At 73.2% G+C, this 16,986-nt stretch carries 20 protein-coding genes; 15 read left to right on the forward strand and 5 right to left on the reverse strand.

Going from position 1 to position 16,986, the window contains the following annotated elements; genetic code table 11:
- Nucleotides 1-23 precede the first annotated feature (23 nt).
- Entirely contained in the window at nucleotides 24-539 is a 516-nt protein-coding gene (locus tag ACFHW0_RS10670) for a MaoC family dehydratase (protein ID WP_416607106.1), read from the reverse strand.
- A gap of 548 nt (nucleotides 540-1,087) precedes the next feature.
- Between ACFHW0_RS10670 and trxA the strand changes: the two genes are divergently transcribed.
- From trxA to ACFHW0_RS10685, 3 genes are all read left to right on the forward strand, one after another.
- A complete protein-coding gene (trxA, locus tag ACFHW0_RS10675) occupies nucleotides 1,088-1,450 on the forward strand; it encodes a thioredoxin (RefSeq protein WP_416607107.1) in 363 nt (120 codons plus the stop codon).
- A 261-nt stretch (nucleotides 1,451-1,711) separates the two neighbouring features.
- The gene (locus tag ACFHW0_RS10680) at nucleotides 1,712-2,152 is read left to right on the forward strand and encodes a hypothetical protein (RefSeq protein WP_416607108.1); all 441 of its coding nucleotides are present in this window, start codon (nucleotides 1,712-1,714) and stop codon (nucleotides 2,150-2,152) included.
- Nucleotides 2,149-3,057: an HTTM domain-containing protein gene (locus ACFHW0_RS10685; protein ID WP_416607109.1), complete on the forward strand. Its 909-nt coding sequence runs from the start codon at nucleotides 2,149-2,151 to the stop codon at nucleotides 3,055-3,057. The genes ACFHW0_RS10680 and ACFHW0_RS10685 overlap by 4 nt, the downstream gene beginning before the upstream one ends.
- On the opposite strand, the gene ACFHW0_RS10690 is transcribed toward ACFHW0_RS10685, so the two are convergent.
- Nucleotides 3,021-3,440, reverse strand: coding sequence for a thiol-disulfide oxidoreductase DCC family protein (locus tag ACFHW0_RS10690; protein ID WP_416607110.1), 420 nt, complete (start codon nucleotides 3,438-3,440; stop codon nucleotides 3,021-3,023). The genes ACFHW0_RS10685 and ACFHW0_RS10690 overlap by 37 nt on opposite strands.
- A gap of 102 nt (nucleotides 3,441-3,542) precedes the next feature.
- On the opposite strand from ACFHW0_RS10690, the gene ACFHW0_RS10695 reads away from it, so the two are divergent.
- The 4 genes from ACFHW0_RS10695 to ACFHW0_RS10710 all read left to right on the forward strand — a co-directional run bounded on the left by ACFHW0_RS10695 (nucleotide 3,543) and on the right by ACFHW0_RS10710 (nucleotide 6,405).
- On the forward strand, nucleotides 3,543-4,592 hold the full coding sequence (locus tag ACFHW0_RS10695; RefSeq protein WP_416607111.1) for an Rv2578c family radical SAM protein: 1,050 nt from the start codon (nucleotides 3,543-3,545) through the stop codon (nucleotides 4,590-4,592).
- Between the two features lie 195 nt (nucleotides 4,593-4,787).
- Nucleotides 4,788-5,147: a hypothetical protein gene (locus ACFHW0_RS10700; RefSeq protein WP_416607112.1), complete on the forward strand. Its 360-nt coding sequence runs from the start codon at nucleotides 4,788-4,790 to the stop codon at nucleotides 5,145-5,147.
- 22 nt (nucleotides 5,148-5,169) lie between these two features.
- Nucleotides 5,170-5,577, forward strand: coding sequence for a CoA-binding protein (locus ACFHW0_RS10705; RefSeq protein ID WP_416607113.1), 408 nt, complete (start codon nucleotides 5,170-5,172; stop codon nucleotides 5,575-5,577).
- Between the two features lie 78 nt (nucleotides 5,578-5,655).
- The gene (locus ACFHW0_RS10710) at nucleotides 5,656-6,405 is read left to right on the forward strand and encodes a hypothetical protein (protein WP_416607114.1); all 750 of its coding nucleotides are present in this window, start codon (nucleotides 5,656-5,658) and stop codon (nucleotides 6,403-6,405) included.
- Between the two features lie 12 nt (nucleotides 6,406-6,417).
- Here ACFHW0_RS10710 and ACFHW0_RS10715 read toward each other — a convergent pair whose 3' ends face one another.
- Nucleotides 6,418-7,614 (reverse strand): acyl-CoA dehydrogenase family protein, encoded by a 1,197-nt coding sequence (locus ACFHW0_RS10715; protein ID WP_416607115.1) that lies wholly within the window; start codon nucleotides 7,612-7,614, stop codon nucleotides 6,418-6,420.
- Between the two features lie 174 nt (nucleotides 7,615-7,788).
- Between ACFHW0_RS10715 and ACFHW0_RS10720 the strand changes: the two genes are divergently transcribed.
- Complete coding sequence (locus ACFHW0_RS10720; protein WP_416607116.1) at nucleotides 7,789-8,337, forward strand: DUF4190 domain-containing protein; 549 nt, start codon at nucleotides 7,789-7,791, stop codon at nucleotides 8,335-8,337.
- Between the two features lie 9 nt (nucleotides 8,338-8,346).
- Here ACFHW0_RS10720 and ACFHW0_RS10725 read toward each other — a convergent pair whose 3' ends face one another.
- Nucleotides 8,347-9,252, reverse strand: coding sequence for an SDR family NAD(P)-dependent oxidoreductase (locus tag ACFHW0_RS10725; protein WP_416607117.1), 906 nt, complete (start codon nucleotides 9,250-9,252; stop codon nucleotides 8,347-8,349).
- Between the two features lie 120 nt (nucleotides 9,253-9,372).
- Between ACFHW0_RS10725 and ACFHW0_RS10730 the strand changes: the two genes are divergently transcribed.
- Nucleotides 9,373-9,906, forward strand: coding sequence for a DUF4190 domain-containing protein (locus tag ACFHW0_RS10730; RefSeq protein ID WP_416607118.1), 534 nt, complete (start codon nucleotides 9,373-9,375; stop codon nucleotides 9,904-9,906).
- 57 nt (nucleotides 9,907-9,963) lie between these two features.
- Here the strand turns inward: ACFHW0_RS10730 and ACFHW0_RS10735 are convergent, their stop codons facing one another.
- Nucleotides 9,964-10,920, reverse strand: coding sequence for an HpcH/HpaI aldolase/citrate lyase family protein (locus ACFHW0_RS10735; protein WP_416607119.1), 957 nt, complete (start codon nucleotides 10,918-10,920; stop codon nucleotides 9,964-9,966).
- A 119-nt stretch (nucleotides 10,921-11,039) separates the two neighbouring features.
- Here ACFHW0_RS10735 and ACFHW0_RS10740 point away from each other — a divergent pair, with 119 nt between their 5' ends.
- The 6 genes from ACFHW0_RS10740 to ACFHW0_RS10765 all read left to right on the forward strand — a co-directional run bounded on the left by ACFHW0_RS10740 (nucleotide 11,040) and on the right by ACFHW0_RS10765 (nucleotide 16,971).
- Nucleotides 11,040-11,864: an SDR family NAD(P)-dependent oxidoreductase gene (locus ACFHW0_RS10740; RefSeq protein WP_416607120.1), complete on the forward strand. Its 825-nt coding sequence runs from the start codon at nucleotides 11,040-11,042 to the stop codon at nucleotides 11,862-11,864.
- A 74-nt stretch (nucleotides 11,865-11,938) separates the two neighbouring features.
- Nucleotides 11,939-12,667 (forward strand): GNAT family N-acetyltransferase, encoded by a 729-nt coding sequence (locus ACFHW0_RS10745; RefSeq protein ID WP_416607121.1) that lies wholly within the window; start codon nucleotides 11,939-11,941, stop codon nucleotides 12,665-12,667.
- A 222-nt stretch (nucleotides 12,668-12,889) separates the two neighbouring features.
- Nucleotides 12,890-13,984 (forward strand): SagB family peptide dehydrogenase, encoded by a 1,095-nt coding sequence (locus ACFHW0_RS10750; protein ID WP_416607122.1) that lies wholly within the window; start codon nucleotides 12,890-12,892, stop codon nucleotides 13,982-13,984.
- Nucleotides 13,981-15,000 (forward strand): alanine racemase, encoded by a 1,020-nt coding sequence (locus ACFHW0_RS10755; protein ID WP_416607123.1) that lies wholly within the window; start codon nucleotides 13,981-13,983, stop codon nucleotides 14,998-15,000. Before ACFHW0_RS10750 ends, ACFHW0_RS10755 begins: the two co-directional genes overlap by 4 nt.
- The gene (locus ACFHW0_RS10760; protein ID WP_416607124.1) at nucleotides 14,997-16,244 is read left to right on the forward strand and encodes an MFS transporter; all 1,248 of its coding nucleotides are present in this window, start codon (nucleotides 14,997-14,999) and stop codon (nucleotides 16,242-16,244) included. Before ACFHW0_RS10755 ends, ACFHW0_RS10760 begins: the two co-directional genes overlap by 4 nt.
- Entirely contained in the window at nucleotides 16,228-16,971 is a 744-nt protein-coding gene (locus ACFHW0_RS10765; RefSeq protein WP_416607125.1) for a class I SAM-dependent DNA methyltransferase, read from the forward strand. The genes ACFHW0_RS10760 and ACFHW0_RS10765 overlap by 17 nt, the downstream gene beginning before the upstream one ends.
- The last annotated feature ends 15 nt before the right edge of the window (nucleotides 16,972-16,986 follow it).

Here is a 16,986-nt window from a genome sequence, read left to right on the forward strand (position 1 = left end):
CCGGATGAGAAGGGGCCCGTCGGTCAGCGCGGCTCGGGGAAGCTGGGCCGTTCCGGGTCGACGCCCTCGGGCACCGCCGTCGCCGCGTACTCCTTCTTGGGGACCATCACCCGGCGGCGGAAGACGCACACCATCGTGCCGTCCTGCTTGTAGCCCCGGGTCTCCACGGAGACCACGCCCCGGTCGGGCTTGGAGGACGACTCGCGCTTGTCCAGCACGGTGGTCTCGCCGTAGATCGTGTCGCCGTGGAAGGTGGGTGCCACGTGCCGCAGGGACTCCACCTCGAGGTTCGCGATCGCCTTGCCGCTGACGTCGGGCACCGACATGCCCAGCAGCAGGGAGTAGATGTAGTTGCCGACCACCACGTTGCGCTTGAACTGGCTCGCCGTCTCGGCGTAGTGCGCGTCCATGTGCAGCGGGTGGTGGTTCATGGTGAGCAGGCAGAAGAGGTGGTCGTCGTACTCGGTGACCGTCTTGCCGGGCCAGTGCCGGTAGACCGCGCCGACCTCGAACTCCTCGTAGTAGCGGCCGAACTGCATCCTTGTCCCCTTCGACGGGCGGCGATGGAGTTCGGCACAGCATGCCTTATGGAGTGTTAAGGCGAGGCGCGGGGCTTGTGGCGTGCGGAAATGTCACACCGCCACAACCGGGGGGAGACGCAATGAGCGGCGGGGCCCTCCCCGGCACCCGCCGCCCACGCTCTGATGCGGAAGATTCTGCCGTACGACAAGGCGACCCGAACAGAGACGGAGGTCACATTTACCTTTTCGTAACACTACTGTGCGTGCTCGACCGGCCGGCACGCGGCGATCTCCACACGGCGGATAGCCGCTTGTCAACCGCCTGATTGCTCATTCGTTCCGGTCAATCGTGTCGATCTCCTTGGAAACGCTCCCATCACGACCGGTCACGCAAATGCGTCGTGCACTTGCGTACCGCAACGGCGGCCCGGAACAACCGACATCGATGCGAGCGTGACCTGCGCAACGCCGTGACGAGCACGTTTCGGCGGAGGCGGGCCGGGAATTCCACGCGGTACGCCCTGGTTCCACCAGACGTAGCTATTCCGCGCCGATCGGAGACTTTCATGGCAACCGTAGAGCTGACCACGGCAAACTTCGACGAGGTGACCGGCAGCGACGGCATCGTGCTGGTCGACTTCTGGGCCGACTGGTGCGGCCCGTGCAAGCGGTTCGCCCCGGTCTACGAGCGCTCCTCCGACAAGCACTCCGAGATCGTGTTCGGCAAGGTCGACACCGAGGCGCAGCAGGAGCTGGCCGCCAAGTTCGACGTCCGCTCGATCCCGACCATCATGGCGATCCGCGACGGCGTCATCGTCTTCGCCCAGCCCGGCGCCCTCCCCGAGTCCGCCCTGGAGAACCTGATCGAGCAGGTCCAGGCCCTCGACATGGACGACGTCCGCAACAAGCTGGCCGGACACAGCCACTGAGCCGCAGCGTTCCACGACGGCCGGGCCCCGACGGGCCCGGCCCTCGTCGTCCACCCGCCGGGTGACGGGAGGAGAGAGCCGGCACGCAGCTGACCTTCTCCGGCGCGGAGGCGGCGGATCCGCGCGCTGCGCCGGGAGACCAGGGATCGGACGCGCGTTCCGCCCCGGGCCGTGGACGCGGCCCCCTGGCCCGCCGGCCAGCGGGAAGTGGCCGTCGGAGGGAGCCGAGGCGGGCGGTACATCCCGTATCGTCACGACCCGATGGAAACCTTGACCACCCGCGGTCGCGCCGCCCGGCTCGCCGCCACCGTCCTCGGCCTGGCCGTCCTGCTGGCCGGCACCGCCTGGGGCACCGACGACCACTTCCCGTTCGGCCCGTTCCGGATGTACTCCACGTCCAACCCGCCGAACTCCCCCGCCCCGGACACCCGCGTCGAGGGCGTGGACAGCAGCGGAGCGGTCGTCGACCTGGGCGAGCGGGCCACCGGCATCCGCCGGGCCGAGATCGAGGGCCAGCAGAGCCGATACGCCGCCGACCCCGCGCTGCTCGCCGAGGTCGCCGACGCGTACGCCGAGCGTCACCCGGGCGCGGCGGAGCTGGTCGAGGTCCGCATCGTCGTCCGCTGGCACGGCATCCGCCAGGGGCGCCCCACCGGCCGCTGGACCGACGAGACCGTGGTCGCCTGGCGGGCGGACCGATGAGCCGCTGGTTGACCGAGGCGGTGCCCCGTGGTCGGGTGGCCGCCTTCCGCACGTTGACCTACCTCTTCGTCGCCGCCGACCTGGTCGTCTTCACCCCCTGGGTGCGCACCCGGGTGGCGGTGCCCGGCGAGCTCTACCGGCCGCTGCTGGTCGGCCGCCTGCTGCCGCTGCCCACGCCGGACCCGGCGCTGGTCGCCGTGCTCTTCTGGGCCCTGCTGCTGCTCGCCCTGCTCGCCGCGACCGGCCGGGCGCCCCGCCTGCTCGGGTGGACGGTCTTCGCGCTCTACTTCGAGTGGATGATCGTCGCGATGAGCTACGGCAAGGTCGACCACGACCGGTTCGGCCTGCTCGTCGCGCTGGCCGTGCTGCCCACCGCCGGCCGGGCCCGGCACGGCGACGCCACCCGCACCGAGGCGGGCGGCTGGGCCCTGCGGGTCACCCAGATCGCCGTCATCTGCACGTACTTCCTGGCCGCCTGGGCCAAGCTGCGCTTCGGTGGGCTCGACTGGCTCACCGGCTCGGTGCTGGCCAGAGCCATCATCCGGCGCGGCACCGAGTTGGCCGACCTGATCGCCTCGGTGCCGTACCTGCTGATCGTCGCCCAGTTCGGCATCGTCGCGTTCGAGCTGCTCAGCCCGGTGGTGTTCCTGCTGAGGGAACGCTGGCGACTGGCCATGGTGGGCTTTTTCTACTCGTTCCATTTGGTCACGATGGCGACCATCACGATCTCGTTCGCCCCGCACCTCGCGGCGATGACCGCCTTCCTGCCCCTGGAGCGGGTCCGGCCGGTGGTCTGGGCACGCCGACTGCTCACCGGCAGGGGGCGGGACACCGGCGCGCCCGCCGGCGCCGCGCCGGCACTCGCCGGTCAGGCGTCCGCGGCCGGGCGACCGGACGGCCCGTAGAGGCGCTCGCGCGCCTCCTGCGGCAGCGCGCAGGCGGCCGTGCCACCGGGCAGCCGGTGCCGGTTGCGGGCCACCCAGCGATACGCGGGCCAGGCGGCGGCGCGTACCGGGGGGAACCGCAGGCCGGCGCCCGCCACCCGCCAGAACGGACCGCTGTCGCCGAGGAGCCGCGCGATCGCGTCCGGGCCGGCCGCGCGGGAACCGTCGGCGCCCACCCACTGCACCGCCTCCTCGCACTCGGCCTCGCTCAGGCCCAGCGCGTCGAGGTCGGCGAACTGCCACGGCACCACCCGCACGCCGGTCGGGATGCGCCGGTCGATGAACTCGGCGCACCGGGTGCAGAACGCGCAGTCCCCGTCGTAGACGAACGTCGACCTCTCCATGCCCTCCATCCTCCACCCGCCGACCGTGCGGCCGGCGGCGAGGTGGTCGGGAACACGGCGGGTCGCTTGCGCTCTGCTCGTACGCGTGTTCGAATGAGGGCCATGCGCTGGGACAACCTCGCCGCTCCCCCGGACGAGGGGGTCCCCGACCGGGCAGCGCCGGCGACACCACCCCTGCCGCTGGCGCTGCCCGGCGCGGTCGCCCGCACCTTCGACACCCCGGGCTTCGCCGGCATGACGTTCTACGAGGTGCAGGCCAAGTCGATCATCAACAAGGTGCCCGGCACGTCCCGCGTCCCGTTCGAGTGGACGATCAACCCGTACCGGGGATGCAGTCATGCATGCAGATATTGCTTTGCACGCAACACGCACACCTACCTCGACCTCGACACCGGGGCGGACTTCGACCGGAAGATCATCGTCAAGGTCAACGCCGGTGAGCTGGTCCGGCGGGAGCTGGCCGCGCCGCGCTGGCGGGGCGCGCACGTCGCGATGGGCACCAACGTCGACTGCTACCAGCGGGCCGAGGGGCGCTACCAGCTCATGCCGCAGATCATCGCGGCGTTGCGCGACTTCGCCAACCCGTTCTCGATCCTCACCAAGGGCACGCTGATCCTGCGTGACCTGCCGCTGCTGCGCCAGGCCGCCGAGGTCACCCGGGTCGGCGTGTCGTACTCGGTGGGCTTCGTCGACGAGCGGCTCTGGCGCGCCGTCGAACCGGGCACCCCCAGCCCGAGGCGGCGGCTCGACGCCGTACGGGCGCTGGCCGACGCCGGCTTCGACGTCGGCGTGCTGATGGCGCCGATCCTGCCCGGGCTCAGCGACGACGACGAGTCGATCGACGCGACCGTGGCGGCCATCGCCGCCGCCGGGGCGAGCAGCGCGACGCCGCTGGCGCTGCACCTGCGGCCGGGGGCCCGGGAGTGGTACGCGCGCTGGCTCGGCCGCGAGTTCCCGCACCTGGTCCCCCGCTACCGCGAGCTCTACCGCTCCGGCGCGTACGCCCCGCAGTCCTACCAGCGGGAGCTGACGGCGCGGGTGCGCATCGCGGCCCGCCGGCACGGGCTGCACAGGGGCGAGCGCGGCGACGACCGCCGCCCGACCGACCCGGTTCCCGCGCCGCCGGCCGCCGAGCAGCTCACTCTCCTGTAGACGGCCACCGATACGCTGCCGGCGTGCGGGAGACGATCGCAAGGGCGCTGCGCCGGCAGCGCGTCACGGCGGTGGTCGCGGTGGCCCTCAGGCTGCTCTGGGGCATGGTGGTCGGGTGGGCGGAACGGACCGGCGGCCCCACCGCCCTGCTCATGCTGCTGGATCTACCCGCGCCTGGCCGGTCCGCTGTCCGTCGTGTTGGCGGTCGCCCTCTGGCGACGGGTCCCGGAGTTCGTGCTGACCCCGGCGGGGATCACCGCAGGCGACCCGTTGCGGCACGTCCACGTGCCGTGGGAGGCGCTGGAGCCGGCGGCCCCGGTCCGCCGGCCGCAGGTCGGCTCCCTCCGGCTGCCGGTGCGGAGCCCGGGGCTGATCCGGCGCGGGGGCGTGGTCCGGCGTCGCCAGGTGGACGTGGAGACCTGGGCGCTGGACGTCGCGCCGGACCTGCTGGCCGGGGCGGTCACGCACTACACCGTCCACCCGGAGCACCGCGCGGCGATCGGCACGCCGCAGGAGTACGCCCGGCTGCGCCGCGCGCTCGCGGGCGGGGGCTGAGCGGCGGGGTTAGAGTCGGCGGGTGCGCTCCGCTCAGCAGATCCTCGCCGACTCCGCCGTGATCGCCGTCGTGGGCGCGTCCCGCGACCCGCGCAAGGCCGCGCACAGCGTGCCGTTGCAGATGCAGCGGTACGGCTGGCGGATCGTCCCGGTCAACCCGACGGCCGACGAACTCTTCGGCGAGCGGGTCTACCGGTCCCTAGCCGACATCCCGCACCCGGTGGACCTGGTCGACGTGTTCCGGCCGGCCCAGGACGCGGTCGACGTGGTGCGCGAGGCGGTGGCGATCGGCGCGCCGGCGGTCTGGTTGCAGCTCGGCATCGTCTCGGCCGAGGCGCGGCGGATCGCCACCGAGGCGGGCGTCGACTACGTCGAGGACCGCTGCCTGATCGTCGAGCGCGCCGCCGCCGGCCTGACGCGGCTGGGTTGATCGGGCTCGGGGAAAGGTCGCGCCGCAGCGGCGAGGGCGCCCGCCGGGGCGGTTGCCCGCGATCCGTACCCTGCGGCCATGTCTCCCCGCCTGTCCGGCCGGCTGCCGAAGCGTGACGACGGGCTCTGGTCGCGCCGGCTGCTGGCCGCGACGGTGGCTGCGGCGGTGACGGTGCTGGTGGCTGCGGCGCTGGCCCGGGTTCCCCGGTTCGAGGTCGACGGGACCGTCTGCGTCTTCTATCTGCTCGTCGGTCCGACCGCACTGCTGCGACGGTGGCGGCCGCGGCAGGACGCCCGGCTGGTCTGGCGGGAACGGGTGGCCGGCCCGGACGGGACGGAGCCGGGTCTGGTCGCGCGGCGGTCCCTGGCCGGCTGGGTCGACCTCGTCACCAACCTGACCTTCGCGACGGCGGTGACGCTGGTGGTGACGATGCTGCTGCCTGCCGACCCGCAGTGGGCCCGGGTCGTACGGCTGGCGCTCCTGGTCGGGCTGGCGGCGGCGACCGGCTTCGTCGCCTATTCCGGCCTGCGGTTCACCGGGCGACTGGCGCTGACCGCGAGCGGGATCCGGCACGGCCGCCGGCGGTACGACTGGTCCAACATCGACCGGGTGATTCTGCACCGGGAGGACGGTCGGCTCGCCGGGGTCCGGCTGCGGCCGAGGGTGTGGCGATCGCTGGACCCGGCTCCGGTGGTCGGCGGCCGGGACGTGGCAGTGCCGGAGCAGCGCCTGGCGAGCGCGATCGAGGCGTACCGGGAACGACCGCAGGCGCTGGCGGTGGGGCCGGTCACCGCACCGGAGCCGGCCGTCGAGCCGGCCGGTGGGTGACCGGCTCGCCCGTCAGAGCTTGTACTCCTTGAGCAGGCCCCGGGAGATGATGGTCTTCTGGATCTCCGAGGTGCCCTCGCCGATGAGCAGGAACGGGGCCTCCCGCATCAGCCGCTCGATCTCGTACTCCTTGGAGTAGCCGTAGCCGCCGTGGATGCGGAACGCCTCCTGGACGACCTCGGCGCAGTACTCCGAGGCGAGCAGCTTGGCCATGCCGGCCTCGACGTCGTTGCGCTGGCCGGCGTCCTTGAGCCGGGCGGCGTTGACCATGAGCGCATGGGCGGCCTCGATCTTGGTGCCCATCTCGGCGAGCTTGAAGGCGATGGCCTGGTGCTTCGCGAGCGGCTGGCCGAAGGTGCGACGCTGCTGGGCGTACGCGACGGCGAGCTCGAAGGCGCGGATCGAGATGCCGCAGGCGCGGGCGGCCACGTTGACGCGGCCGACCTCGATGCCGTCCATCATCTGGTAGAAGCCGCGGCCGACCTTCTCCGCGCCGCCGAGGACGGCGGACTCGGGGACGCTCACCCCGTCGAGCACCATCTCGGTGGTCTCGACGCCCTTGTAGCCCATCTTGTCGATCTTGCCGGGGATGGTCAGGCCGGGCGCGGTCTCGCCGAAGCCGGGCTCCTTCTCCAGCAGAAAGGTGCTCATGTTGCCGTAGACGGAGTCGGCGCCGGTGTCGGTCTTGACCAGGGTGGCCACCACGGCGGAGTACGCCCCGTTGGTCAGCCACATCTTCTGGCCGTTGATGACGTACCGGTCGCCGTCGCGCACGGCCTTCGACTTGATCGCGGAGACGTCGGAGCCGCACTCGGGCTCGGACATCGAGAACGCGCCGCGCACCTCGCCGGTCGCCATCTTCGGCAGCAGCCGGGCCTTCTGCTCGGCGGAGCCGTGCTGGGAGATCAGGTACGCGACGATGAAGTGGGTGTTGACGATGCCGGAGATCGACATCCAGCCCCGCGACAGCTCCTCGACCACCAGCGCGTAGGTGAGCAGGGACTCGCCGAGCCCGCCGTACTCCTCGTCGATGGTGAGGCCGAAGAGGCCCATCTCGCGCATCCCGTCGAGGATGTCGCTCGGGTACTCGTCGGCGTGCTCCAGCCGCTGCGCGTGCGGGATGATCTCCTTGTCGGCGAACTCCCGGACGGTCTCCAGGATCGACCGCTGCACATCGGTCAGGCCGGGCGTCTGGGCGAGTCGGGCCATCTCAGCCTCCGGGGGTCGGCGCCTTACTCATGGGTAACTGAACGCTTGGTCAGTATTGGCCGCACGGCCGTCGAGGCCAAGGTGACCAGTCCACACAACCGCTGTGAAAAGGTTCACCGCTGCGGGTAGCGTCCGGCAAGAGGGGACGCGATCCGCCACCGGCAGGAGGAGACCGTGAGCCAGCCACCGTCGTCGGGGCCGCCCGATCCGGACCGGTCGCCGTCGCCCTGGGAGCCCCCGCCGGGGCACGACCCGTCACGGTACGAGCCGCCCTCCGAGCCGCCCGCCCCCGAACCGCCGTCCTACGAGCAGCCCGCGTACGACCGGCCGTCGTACGAGCGGCCCGGCTACGAGCAGCCCGCCTACGGGCAGCCGAGCTACGAGCGACCCGGGGAGCCGCCGCACGGGCAGCAGTGGGCACACCAGCCCCCGTACACCCCGCAGGTGCCCTACGGGCAGTACGGCCCGCCGTCCGGTCACCGGCCCGGCGGGACGAACGTGCTGGCCATCCTCTCGCTGGTCTTCGCGTTCGTCTTCTCCCCGGCCGGCATCGTCCTCGGGCACCTGGCCAAGCGGCAGATCCGCACCACGGGCGAGGAGGGCGACCAGCTCGCCACGTGGGGCCTGATCCTCAGCTACGTCATCACCGGGCTCGGCCTGCTGGCCTGCTGCGGCTGGATCGCGCTGATCGCCGTCGCCGGCAACAGCGGCCCCAACTACTGAGCCCGCGGATCAGCGGAACTCGGCCTCGCGGACGCTGTTGCCGCCGTCCACCACCAGCATCTGCCCCGTGATGTACGAGGCGGCCGGCGAGCAGAGGAAGGCGATCGCCGCGGCCACCTCGTCCGGCGTGCCGGGGCGGCCGACCGGGGTGCCGAGGCCCTGCCTGATCTCCGCCACGGTGGAGGCGGCGGTGTGGATGGTGCCCGGCGCGACCGCGTTGACGGTCACCCCGTCGGCGATCATCTCCATCGCCAGCGCCCGGGTCAGCCCGACCACGCCCGCCTTGGCCGCCGCGTAGGCCGCCTCGGTCGGCAGGGCGTTGACCGGCCCGGCGGTGGCCGACAGGTTGACGATCCGGCCCCAGCCCCGCTCGGCCATGCCGCCGATGAAGGCCCGGCTGCACAGGAACGCGGTGGTGAGGTTGCGGTCGATCTCGCCGCGCCACTCGTCGTAGCTGAGCTGGGCGACCGGGCGCAGCACCTCGGGGCTGGCCCGGCTGGCCAGCCCGGCGTTGTTGACGAGCACCTCGACGTCCCCGAGCTGCTCGGCGACCGCGTCGGCGAGCGCGCCCACCTCCGACTCGTCGGTGAGGTCGGCGACGAAGCCGGTCACGCCCAGCTCGCCGGCCCGTTCGTGGATGCGTCGGGTGGTGGAGACGATGGCCACCCGGGCACCGAGGTCGGCCAGCCGGCGAGCCGTCGCGTACCCGATGCCGTCAGGGCTGCCCGCCCCGGTGACCAGGGCGACCTTCCCGTCGAGCCGCATGGTCACCGGGTCCGTCAGCGGCGCGGGCTCGTCGGTGCCGGCGGCGCCCGATGGGGCGGCGGCGCGGGTGCGCCGGGCCACGCCGGGGCGGCTCGCGTCCCGTCTCGGTCGGCTGCCGGAGCGGTCCGCGGCTCGCGCGTCAATCACCATGCCAGGATCCTGCCCGCTTCCCGGGGCGCGGGCAACGCGGCACACCCGGTGGCGACGCCTCGGGGTCTGGGCAGGGCTGACTACCCTGACGGGCGCACCCCGACCCAACGGAGCAGACGAATGACATATCCCCCGCCCTCCGGCGGCTGGAACGACCCGGCGTGGTCGGGCCAGCAGTCGAGCCCGCCCGCCGACCCCGCCCGCCCCGTGAGCGGTCAACCCGTCCCCGCCCAGCCCACCGGCGCCGACCCGTACGCCCCGGCGGACCCGTACGCCCCGGACCCGTACGCGGGCGGCGACCCGTACGCCGGGATGAAGCAGACCTCCGGGCAGCCCGGGCCCGCCGCCCATCCGCCGGCCTACCCGCACTACGGCTACGCCCCCGCGCTGAAGACCAACGGCCTCGCCATCGCCGCCCTGGTGCTCGCGCTGGTCGGCATCGGCTCCTGCATCACGGCGCCGATCGGCGCGATCCTCGGCCACGTCTCGCTGAACCAGATCCGGCAGTCCGGCGAGGGCGGCGAGGGCATGGCGAAGGCCGGCATCATCGTCGGCTGGATCGTCACCGGCCTGTACCTGCTGGTGGTCCTCTTCTACGTGGCGATCATCGTCTTCGCGATCTCCCAGTCCGGCAACAGCAGCAGCAGCTACTGACGCGACGGTGCCGCCCCGGCGTGGACCGGGGCGGCACGGACGATCGCAAGGGCGGAACTACTCCGCCGGCGGGGTGAAGGACGTGGTGCGGGTCATGCCCGCGGCCCGGCCCTTCGCCGCCACCACGAGGGCCATCTTGCGGGACGCCTCGTCGATCATCTCGTCGCCGAGCATCACCGCGCCGAGCCTGCCGCCCGCCTCCGACGTGTAGTGCTCGTACGCGTCGAGGATCAGCTCGGCGTGGTCGTAGTCGGCCTGGGCCGGCGAGTAGACCTCGTTCGCGGCGTCGATCTGGCCCGGGTGCAGCACCCACTTGCCGTCGAAGCCGAGCGCCGCCGAGCGCTTTGCCACCTCGCGGAACGCGTCCACGTCGCGGATCTGCAGGAACGGGCCGTCGATGGCCTGCTTGTCGTGCATCCGGGCCGCCATCAGGATGCGCATGAGGATGTAGTGGTAGGGGTCGCCCGGGTAGTCCGGGATGAGCGCGCCGACCACCAGGGACTTCATGTTGATCGAGGCCATGAAGTCGGCCGGACCGAAGATGATGGTCTCGACCCGGGGCGAGGCGGCCGCGATGGCGTCCACGTTGACCAGGCCGGCGGCGTTCTCGATCTGGGCCTCGATGCCGATCCGGCCGACCTCCAGGCCGAGCGTCTTCTCCAACTGGGTCAGCGTCATGTCGAGCCACTGCACCTGGGCCGCGTTCTGCACCTTCGGCAGCATGACGCAGTCGAGGTTGGCGCCCGCCCCCTCCACCACGTCGATGACGTCGCGGTAGGTCCACGGCGTGGTCAGGTCGTTGACCCGGACGACGCGGGTCTTGCCCGACCAGTCGCCCTCGTTGAGCGCCGCGACGATGTTCTTCCGGGCGTCGGGCTTGGCCAGCGGGGCGACCGCGTCCTCCAGGTCCAGGAAGACCTGGTCGGCCGGGAGGCCCTGGGCCTTGCCGAGCATCTTGACGCTGGAGCCGGGTACCGCGAGGCAGGACCGGCGGGGGCGACCGACTGCGGCCATGGATGTGCTCCTTCCAGCGTGCGGCGGGCACGCCGACGTCACCTGACGAGGACTTGACGATCCCAGAGGTCTTTGTGACGCCACGGTAACCTCGTGCCGTGACCGGGGTGAATGAACCTGTGGAAGATCTCACTGGGCGTCGGCTGGTGGTGGTGACCGGGGCCAGTTCGGGCATCGGGCTGGCGGCCGCCGTCGACCTGGCGCGCCGCGGTGACCAGGTGGTACTGGTCGGCCGGGACCCGGCCCGGCTCCAGGCCGCGGCGGAACAGGTGCGGGAGGCGGCCGGCGAGCGACCGGAGCTGTTCCGGGCCGACTTCGCGGTGTTGGACGACGTCCGCCGGCTGGCCGGGAAGCTGCGCGAGGCGTACGACCGGATCGACGTGCTCGCCAACAACGCCGGGGCGATCGTGCTCCAGCCGCTCACCACGGTCGACGGCTTCGAGCTGTCGATCCAGGCCAACCACCTGGCCCCGTTCCTGCTCAGCAACCTGCTGCGCGACCGGATCGGCCGGATGGTGGTGACCGCCTCCGGCGCGCACCGCAGCGGCGTGCTCGACCCGGCCGACCTGAACGCCCCGCTGCGCCGCTACCGGCCGATGCAGGCGTACGGCACCAGCAAGCAGGCGAACATCCTCTTCGCGGCCGAGGCGGCCCGACGCTGGCCGGAGGTCCCCGCGTACTCCTTCCACCCCGGGGTGGTGCGCAGCCGGTTCGGCAACGACAACCGGCTGGTCGCCCTGGGCATGCGGATCCTGCCGCTGCGCAGCCCGGAGAAGGGCGCGGAGACACTGGTCTGGCTGGCCAACCAGGACCCGGAGCGGCTGGTGACGGGCGGCTACCACGTCGACCGGCGGCTGCGCCGGCCACTGCCCAAGGCGGCCGACCCGCAGCTCGCCGCCCGGCTCTGGACGGCCAGCGCCGACGCCGTCGGCATCCCCGGATAGCGGGACCGCCCCGGCAGGTGGTGGCGCCGGATCTGCGGTGTCACCGGGGCCGGGGCGCTGCGATACTCCGCCGCATGACGACCACGGGGAACGACGCCGGCGACATCCTGCGCGTGCTCGGCGAGGACAAGGAGCTTCCGGGCCGGCTCGACGCCGAGCTGACCATCTTCAACAACCGGGCCACCGGCGCGGACGACGAGGCCACCCTCAACGTCCGGGTCGACGACGCCGACGGTGAGCTGGTGGCCGGCCTCACCGGCTGGTCCTGGGGCGGCTGCGCCGGGATCAACATGGTGTGGGTACGCGAGGACCGCCACGCCGAGGGCTGGGGCGGCCGGCTGCTGCGCGCCGCCGAGGACGAGGCCCGCCGGCGCGGCTGCACGGAGATGTCGGTCTCCTCGTTCTCGTTCCAGGCGCCGGAGTTCTACCGCCGGCACGGCTACCTCGACACGGGCCGCCGGGAGGGCATCCCCGGCGGCCACGTCGACCACCACTTCGTCAAGTCGCTGGTCACCGACCCGGCCGCCGCCGTGCGCCTGGTGGCGCTGGTGGAGCTGGCCCCCGACGCGGTCGAGGCCGGCCAGCGGTACGAGGACACGGTGCTCGGCCTGCTACGGCGGCACGGCGGGCGGCTGGAGCGTCGGCAACGCACCGGCGACGGGCGTACGGAGGTGCACCTGATCCGGTTCGACACCCGCGACGGCTACGACGGTTTCCTGGCCGACCCGGAGCGGGTGGCGCTGCGGGAGGAACTGGGCGACGCCGCCCCGACCACCCGGGTGCTGGAGGTCCACGAGGTCTGAACCGACGCGGGAGCGGACAGGCCCGCTCCGCTCCGGGAGCTGTGTTCACTGTGGACGGCCTGGTACGGTGCATCGCAGTGATCAACGCCGATTAGTGAGGGGAGCTCCCGCATGACCGAGCAGATCGAGGCCTTCGAGCCGGTGGCGTCCGACGACTACGACCAGGAACTGACCTGCCTGGAGCCTCCGGTCGAGGCCTGACCGGTCGAAGCCTGAGTAGTCATGCGTGTCCGTGTGTCGCGGCTGGTCGTCTTCCTGTGGCGTGACGGCCAACTGGTCTGCGACGACCCGCTGAGGCACCGGCAGTTCGCGTTGACTGTTGAGGCGGAGAGGCTGCTGCGCGACTACGCCGACTGGGCCGAGCTCGACGGCCGGCTCGCGCAGCAGCTCCTCGACGCCCACGTCCTCGTCGCCGAGGGCTCGCCGGAACACGCCCGGGAGGAACGCCTCGGCGCCTGGCGCGACCTGGGCCCGGCGGCCACCTACTACCACCTGGCCAGCCGCACCCTCGGCAGCGACGTCTTCCGCTCGGCCGCCGAGGACGCCGCGGTGCTGCGCGCCAAGACCGGCCAGCCGGAACCGGTCAGGGAGTACGACGGTCCGCGGACCGCCCTGCCCCCCGCCGACCCGCCCGCCGTCGACTTCACCACGGTCCTCGACGCCCGGCGGTCGACGCGATGGTTCGACCCGGACCGCCCGGTGCCGCTGCCGGCGTTCGCCGCCCTGCTGCGCTGGACGGCCGGGGTCCGTCGCGAGGTGGACGTCTCCGGAGTCGGGACGGCGCTGCTCAAGACCGCCCCCTCCGGCGGGGCCCGCCACCCGGTCGAGGTCTATCCGGTGGTCCGCGACGTCGAGGGGCTGGAGCCCGGCGTCTACCACTACACGGTGCGCCGCCACGAGCTGGTGCGGCTCGCGCCCGCTCCAGGCGGGGACCAGCTACGCGAGTGGTGCGGCGGTCAGCCGCACGCCGCCCAGGCCGGCTTCCTGCTCATGTACGCGGCGGTGCTCGACCGGACCGTGTGGAAGTACCCGGCCGCGCGCGCGTACCGTGCGCTCCTGCTCGACGTCGGTCACCTGAGTCAGACCGTGTACCTCACCGCGACCGCGCTCGGCCTCGGGACGTTCTTCACCGCCGCCACCCGCGACGCGCCCGTGGAGGACGCCCTCGGCCTGTCCTGGCCGGACGAGATCTTCCTCGGCGTGTCCGGCGTCGGCGTGCCGCACCCCGCCGAGCGGGAACGCCAGGCGGCGATGCTCGCCGGCGGCGACGCGGCGTTCTCCTTCCCCCCGGACGCCTGGCACGGACGGGGCGAATGACGCCGAGGGTGACCGTCGACCTGGCCCGGCTGGACGCGAACATCGCGCGGTACGGCAGGCGCGCGGCCGAAGCCGGCGTCGCCGTACGCGCGCACGTCAAGGGACACCGGAGTCCCGACATCGCCGTCCGGCAGGTGGCCGCGGGCGCGGTGGGCGTCGCCGTCCACTCGGCGGCAGAGGCCGAGGGCTACGTCGCGGTGGGCGTGACGGACGTGACGGTGGCGTGGCCGTGGCGTGATCCGTGGCGGTGGACCAGGTTCGCCCGGCTCGCCCGGCACTGCGCGGTGACGGTGCACGTGGACCACCCCGACGCGGTGACCGGGCTCGGCGCGGCGGCCGAGGCCCACGGCGTCGAACTCGGCGTGCGGATCGAGGTCGACACCGGGCTGCACCGGGTCGGCGTCGGCCCGGACGCGGCCGGGGAACTGGCCGCCACGGTCGCGGAGACCGGCGGGCTGCGCCTGGCCGGCGTGACCGGGTACGTGGGCATCGTCGATCCCGCCGCCGCGCACGACCGGGTCGATCTGGGCCGCCGCCAGGCGCGGCTGCTGGTGTCGGTGGCCCAGCGGATCCGCGCGGCCGGGTCGCCCTGCCCGGAGGTGAGCGTCGGGGGCACCCCGACCCTCGCCGGCGCGCTGGACGTCGCCGGCGTGACCGAGGTGTGCGCCGGCGCGTACGCGCTGCTCGACGGTGGGCTGGCCCGGCTGGGCGAGTGCGATCCCGAGGCGGTCGCGGTCGCCGTCACCACGACCGTCACCGGCAACGACGGAAAGGCCCTGCGCACCGACGCCGACGCGCTGCTCGCGGGCGCCGACCAGACCTGGATGAGCGGTGTCGTGATGACCGGGCCGGACGGCGGGCCGGTCGCCACGGACTCGGTGTCGGTGGGCGACGAGCTGCGGGTGCTGCCCGGGCACGTGTGCCCGGTGGTGGCCCGCCGGCCGCTGCTGCACGTGCTCGACTCCGGCGAGCCGGTGGCGCGGTGGCAGACACTGGTCCGCCCGGACCGGGCATGACCGACACCGTCGCGGCCGTGGACCGCCCGGCGGATCCGCTGCGCGAGCGCCGGTTCGTCCTGTTCGCCACGGCCAGGACGATCTCCGTCTTCGGCAACGCGATGGGGCCACTCGCGCTGACCTTCGCCGTACTCGACCTGCCCGGCGGGTCGCCTCCGGCGCTGTCGCTGGTGCTCGCCGCGATCTCGGTGCCCAGGATCGCGCTGATGCTGCTCGGCGGCGTCATCGGCGACCGGCTGCCGCGTCACCGCGTACTCGTGGTGGCGGAGCTGATGTGCGGTGCGGCGTACGGCGCGATGACCGTCCTCGTGCTGAGCGGACGGGCGAACGTCGCCGCCCTCGCCGTCTGCGCGGCCGTCGCCGGCACCGCCTCCGCCCTGCTGCTGCCCTCGCTCAACGGGCTGACCGCCGAACTCGTCGCGCCCGGTGCGCGGCAGCGCGGCAACGCCGTGCTGCGGCTGGGTACGAACACCGCCACGGTGGCGGGCCTCACCGCGGGCGGGGCGCTGATCACCTGGCTGGGACCGGGTTGGGCGCTGGCCCTCGACGCCGCGACGTTCGCCGTCGCCGCCGGACTCCTCGCGCGGCTGCGCCTCCCCGCGACGACCCGCCCGGCCAGGCGGAACCTGCCCGCCGAGCTCCGCGACGGTTGGCGCGAGTTCGTCCGACGGCGGTGGCTGTGGCAGATCGTGCTCTGCGCGGCCGTGATCAACGCCGCCGTCGGGGTCACCTTCGGGCTCGCGGGGCCGCTGCTCGCCAGAGCGCACCTCGGGGGCGCGGGCGCCTGGTCCGGCGTCCTCGCCGGGTACGCGGTGGGCATGTTCGCCGGCGTGCTGGTCGCGCTGCGGATCAGGACGACCCGACCCCTGCGCACGGCCGTACTCGCCGTGTCGATGCTGGGACTGCCGGCGCTGCTGCTCGGAGCCGGTGCGGCGCTGCCGTTCGTGATCCTCGCCGCCGTGCTGGCCGGGGTCGCCTTCGACGTCTTCGGCGTGCTGTGGGAGACGACCGTCCAGTCCGAGGTGCCGACGGAGGCGATGTCCCGCGTGAGCGCGTACGAGTGGCTGGGGGCGGTCGGGCTGGGACCGCCGGTCATGATCGCCGCCGGTTTCGTCGTACCCGGGATCGGCGTGCGGACGACCCTGCTCGGCCTGGCCGCGGTGATCTTCGTCGCCGCGCTCGTCCCGTTGGTCAGTTCCCCCGTCCGGCACTACGAAAGGCAACCCGATGGCCGAGTACGTTGACGCCTTCGTCACGGCGTATGACCGCTTCTGGGCGCCGTACCCCGAGCGGATGGGCGACGCGTGGCTGCGGCTGCACGCGCACGTGGCACCCGGAGCCGAGCGGAGCCTGCTCGACGTCGGCTGCGGCACCGGCATCGTGGCCGCCCGGTTCGCCTCCGCCGGCTACCGGATCGTCGGCGTCGACGTCTCCGAGGCGATGATCGCCCGCGCGCGCGAACGGCTGGCCGGCACCGACGCGGTGCTGGTGGCCGCCGACGCCGTCGACTTCGAGGTGCCGCGGCCCTGCGCGTTCGCGGTCTCCACCTACGACATCGTCAACCACGTCGGCGGAATCGACCGGGTCCGCGCCTACCTGCGCCGCGTCCACCGGGCGGTCGCCCCGGGCGGATGGTTCGGCTTCGACATGTCCACGGTCAGGGGACTCCTCGCCGACGTCCCACCGGTCAGCCGGCAGGACGAGACCGTCTCGGTCGTGGTGGCCCGGGGCCCGCTCGACGGCGACCGCCGCCCGCTGCACGTCACCGGTGAGCTACGCACCGACGACGGCCGCGCGACCCCCTTCACCACGACGATCACCAACACCGCCCATCCCGTGGCCGACGTGCTCGCCGCCCTGGCGGACGCCGGCTGGGTGACGAGCCACGTCGCCGCCGTCGACGACCTGCTCACCCCGGTACCGGACTCGGAGGCGCTGCCCCGGGTCGCCGTGGTCGCCCGACGCCCCTGACGGCCGTGTGGGTGG

This window comes from Micromonospora sp. LOL_025 (genome assembly GCF_048060285.1).
Classification (GTDB): domain Bacteria; phylum Actinomycetota; class Actinomycetes; order Mycobacteriales; family Micromonosporaceae; genus Micromonospora.

Excerpts from the sequence above, each read along its gene's own strand:
- ACFHW0_RS10735 (WP_416607119.1), bottom strand. The coding sequence starts at position 10,920 with ATGGCCGCAGTCGGTCGCCCCCGCCGGTCCTGCCTCGCGGTACCCGGC.
- ACFHW0_RS10760 (WP_416607124.1), top strand. The coding sequence starts at position 14,997 with ATGACCGACACCGTCGCGGCCGTGGACCGCCCGGCGGATCCGCTGCGC.
- ACFHW0_RS10715 (WP_416607115.1), bottom strand. The coding sequence starts at position 7,614 with ATGGCCCGACTCGCCCAGACGCCCGGCCTGACCGATGTGCAGCGGTCG.
- trxA (WP_416607107.1), top strand. The coding sequence starts at position 1,088 with ATGGCAACCGTAGAGCTGACCACGGCAAACTTCGACGAGGTGACCGGC.
- ACFHW0_RS10725 (WP_416607117.1), bottom strand. The coding sequence starts at position 9,252 with ATGGTGATTGACGCGCGAGCCGCGGACCGCTCCGGCAGCCGACCGAGA.
- ACFHW0_RS10680 (WP_416607108.1), top strand. The coding sequence starts at position 1,712 with ATGGAAACCTTGACCACCCGCGGTCGCGCCGCCCGGCTCGCCGCCACC.
- ACFHW0_RS10695 (WP_416607111.1), top strand. The coding sequence starts at position 3,543 with ATGCGCTGGGACAACCTCGCCGCTCCCCCGGACGAGGGGGTCCCCGAC.
- ACFHW0_RS10670 (WP_416607106.1), bottom strand. The coding sequence starts at position 539 with ATGCAGTTCGGCCGCTACTACGAGGAGTTCGAGGTCGGCGCGGTCTAC.
- ACFHW0_RS10755 (WP_416607123.1), top strand. The coding sequence starts at position 13,981 with ATGACGCCGAGGGTGACCGTCGACCTGGCCCGGCTGGACGCGAACATC.
- ACFHW0_RS10750 (WP_416607122.1), top strand. The coding sequence starts at position 12,890 with ATGCGTGTCCGTGTGTCGCGGCTGGTCGTCTTCCTGTGGCGTGACGGC.
- ACFHW0_RS10710 (WP_416607114.1), top strand. The coding sequence starts at position 5,656 with ATGTCTCCCCGCCTGTCCGGCCGGCTGCCGAAGCGTGACGACGGGCTC.
- ACFHW0_RS10685 (WP_416607109.1), top strand. The coding sequence starts at position 2,149 with ATGAGCCGCTGGTTGACCGAGGCGGTGCCCCGTGGTCGGGTGGCCGCC.
- ACFHW0_RS10690 (WP_416607110.1), bottom strand. The coding sequence starts at position 3,440 with ATGGAGAGGTCGACGTTCGTCTACGACGGGGACTGCGCGTTCTGCACC.
- ACFHW0_RS10765 (WP_416607125.1), top strand. The coding sequence starts at position 16,228 with ATGGCCGAGTACGTTGACGCCTTCGTCACGGCGTATGACCGCTTCTGG.
- ACFHW0_RS10745 (WP_416607121.1), top strand. The coding sequence starts at position 11,939 with ATGACGACCACGGGGAACGACGCCGGCGACATCCTGCGCGTGCTCGGC.
- ACFHW0_RS10730 (WP_416607118.1), top strand. The coding sequence starts at position 9,373 with ATGACATATCCCCCGCCCTCCGGCGGCTGGAACGACCCGGCGTGGTCG.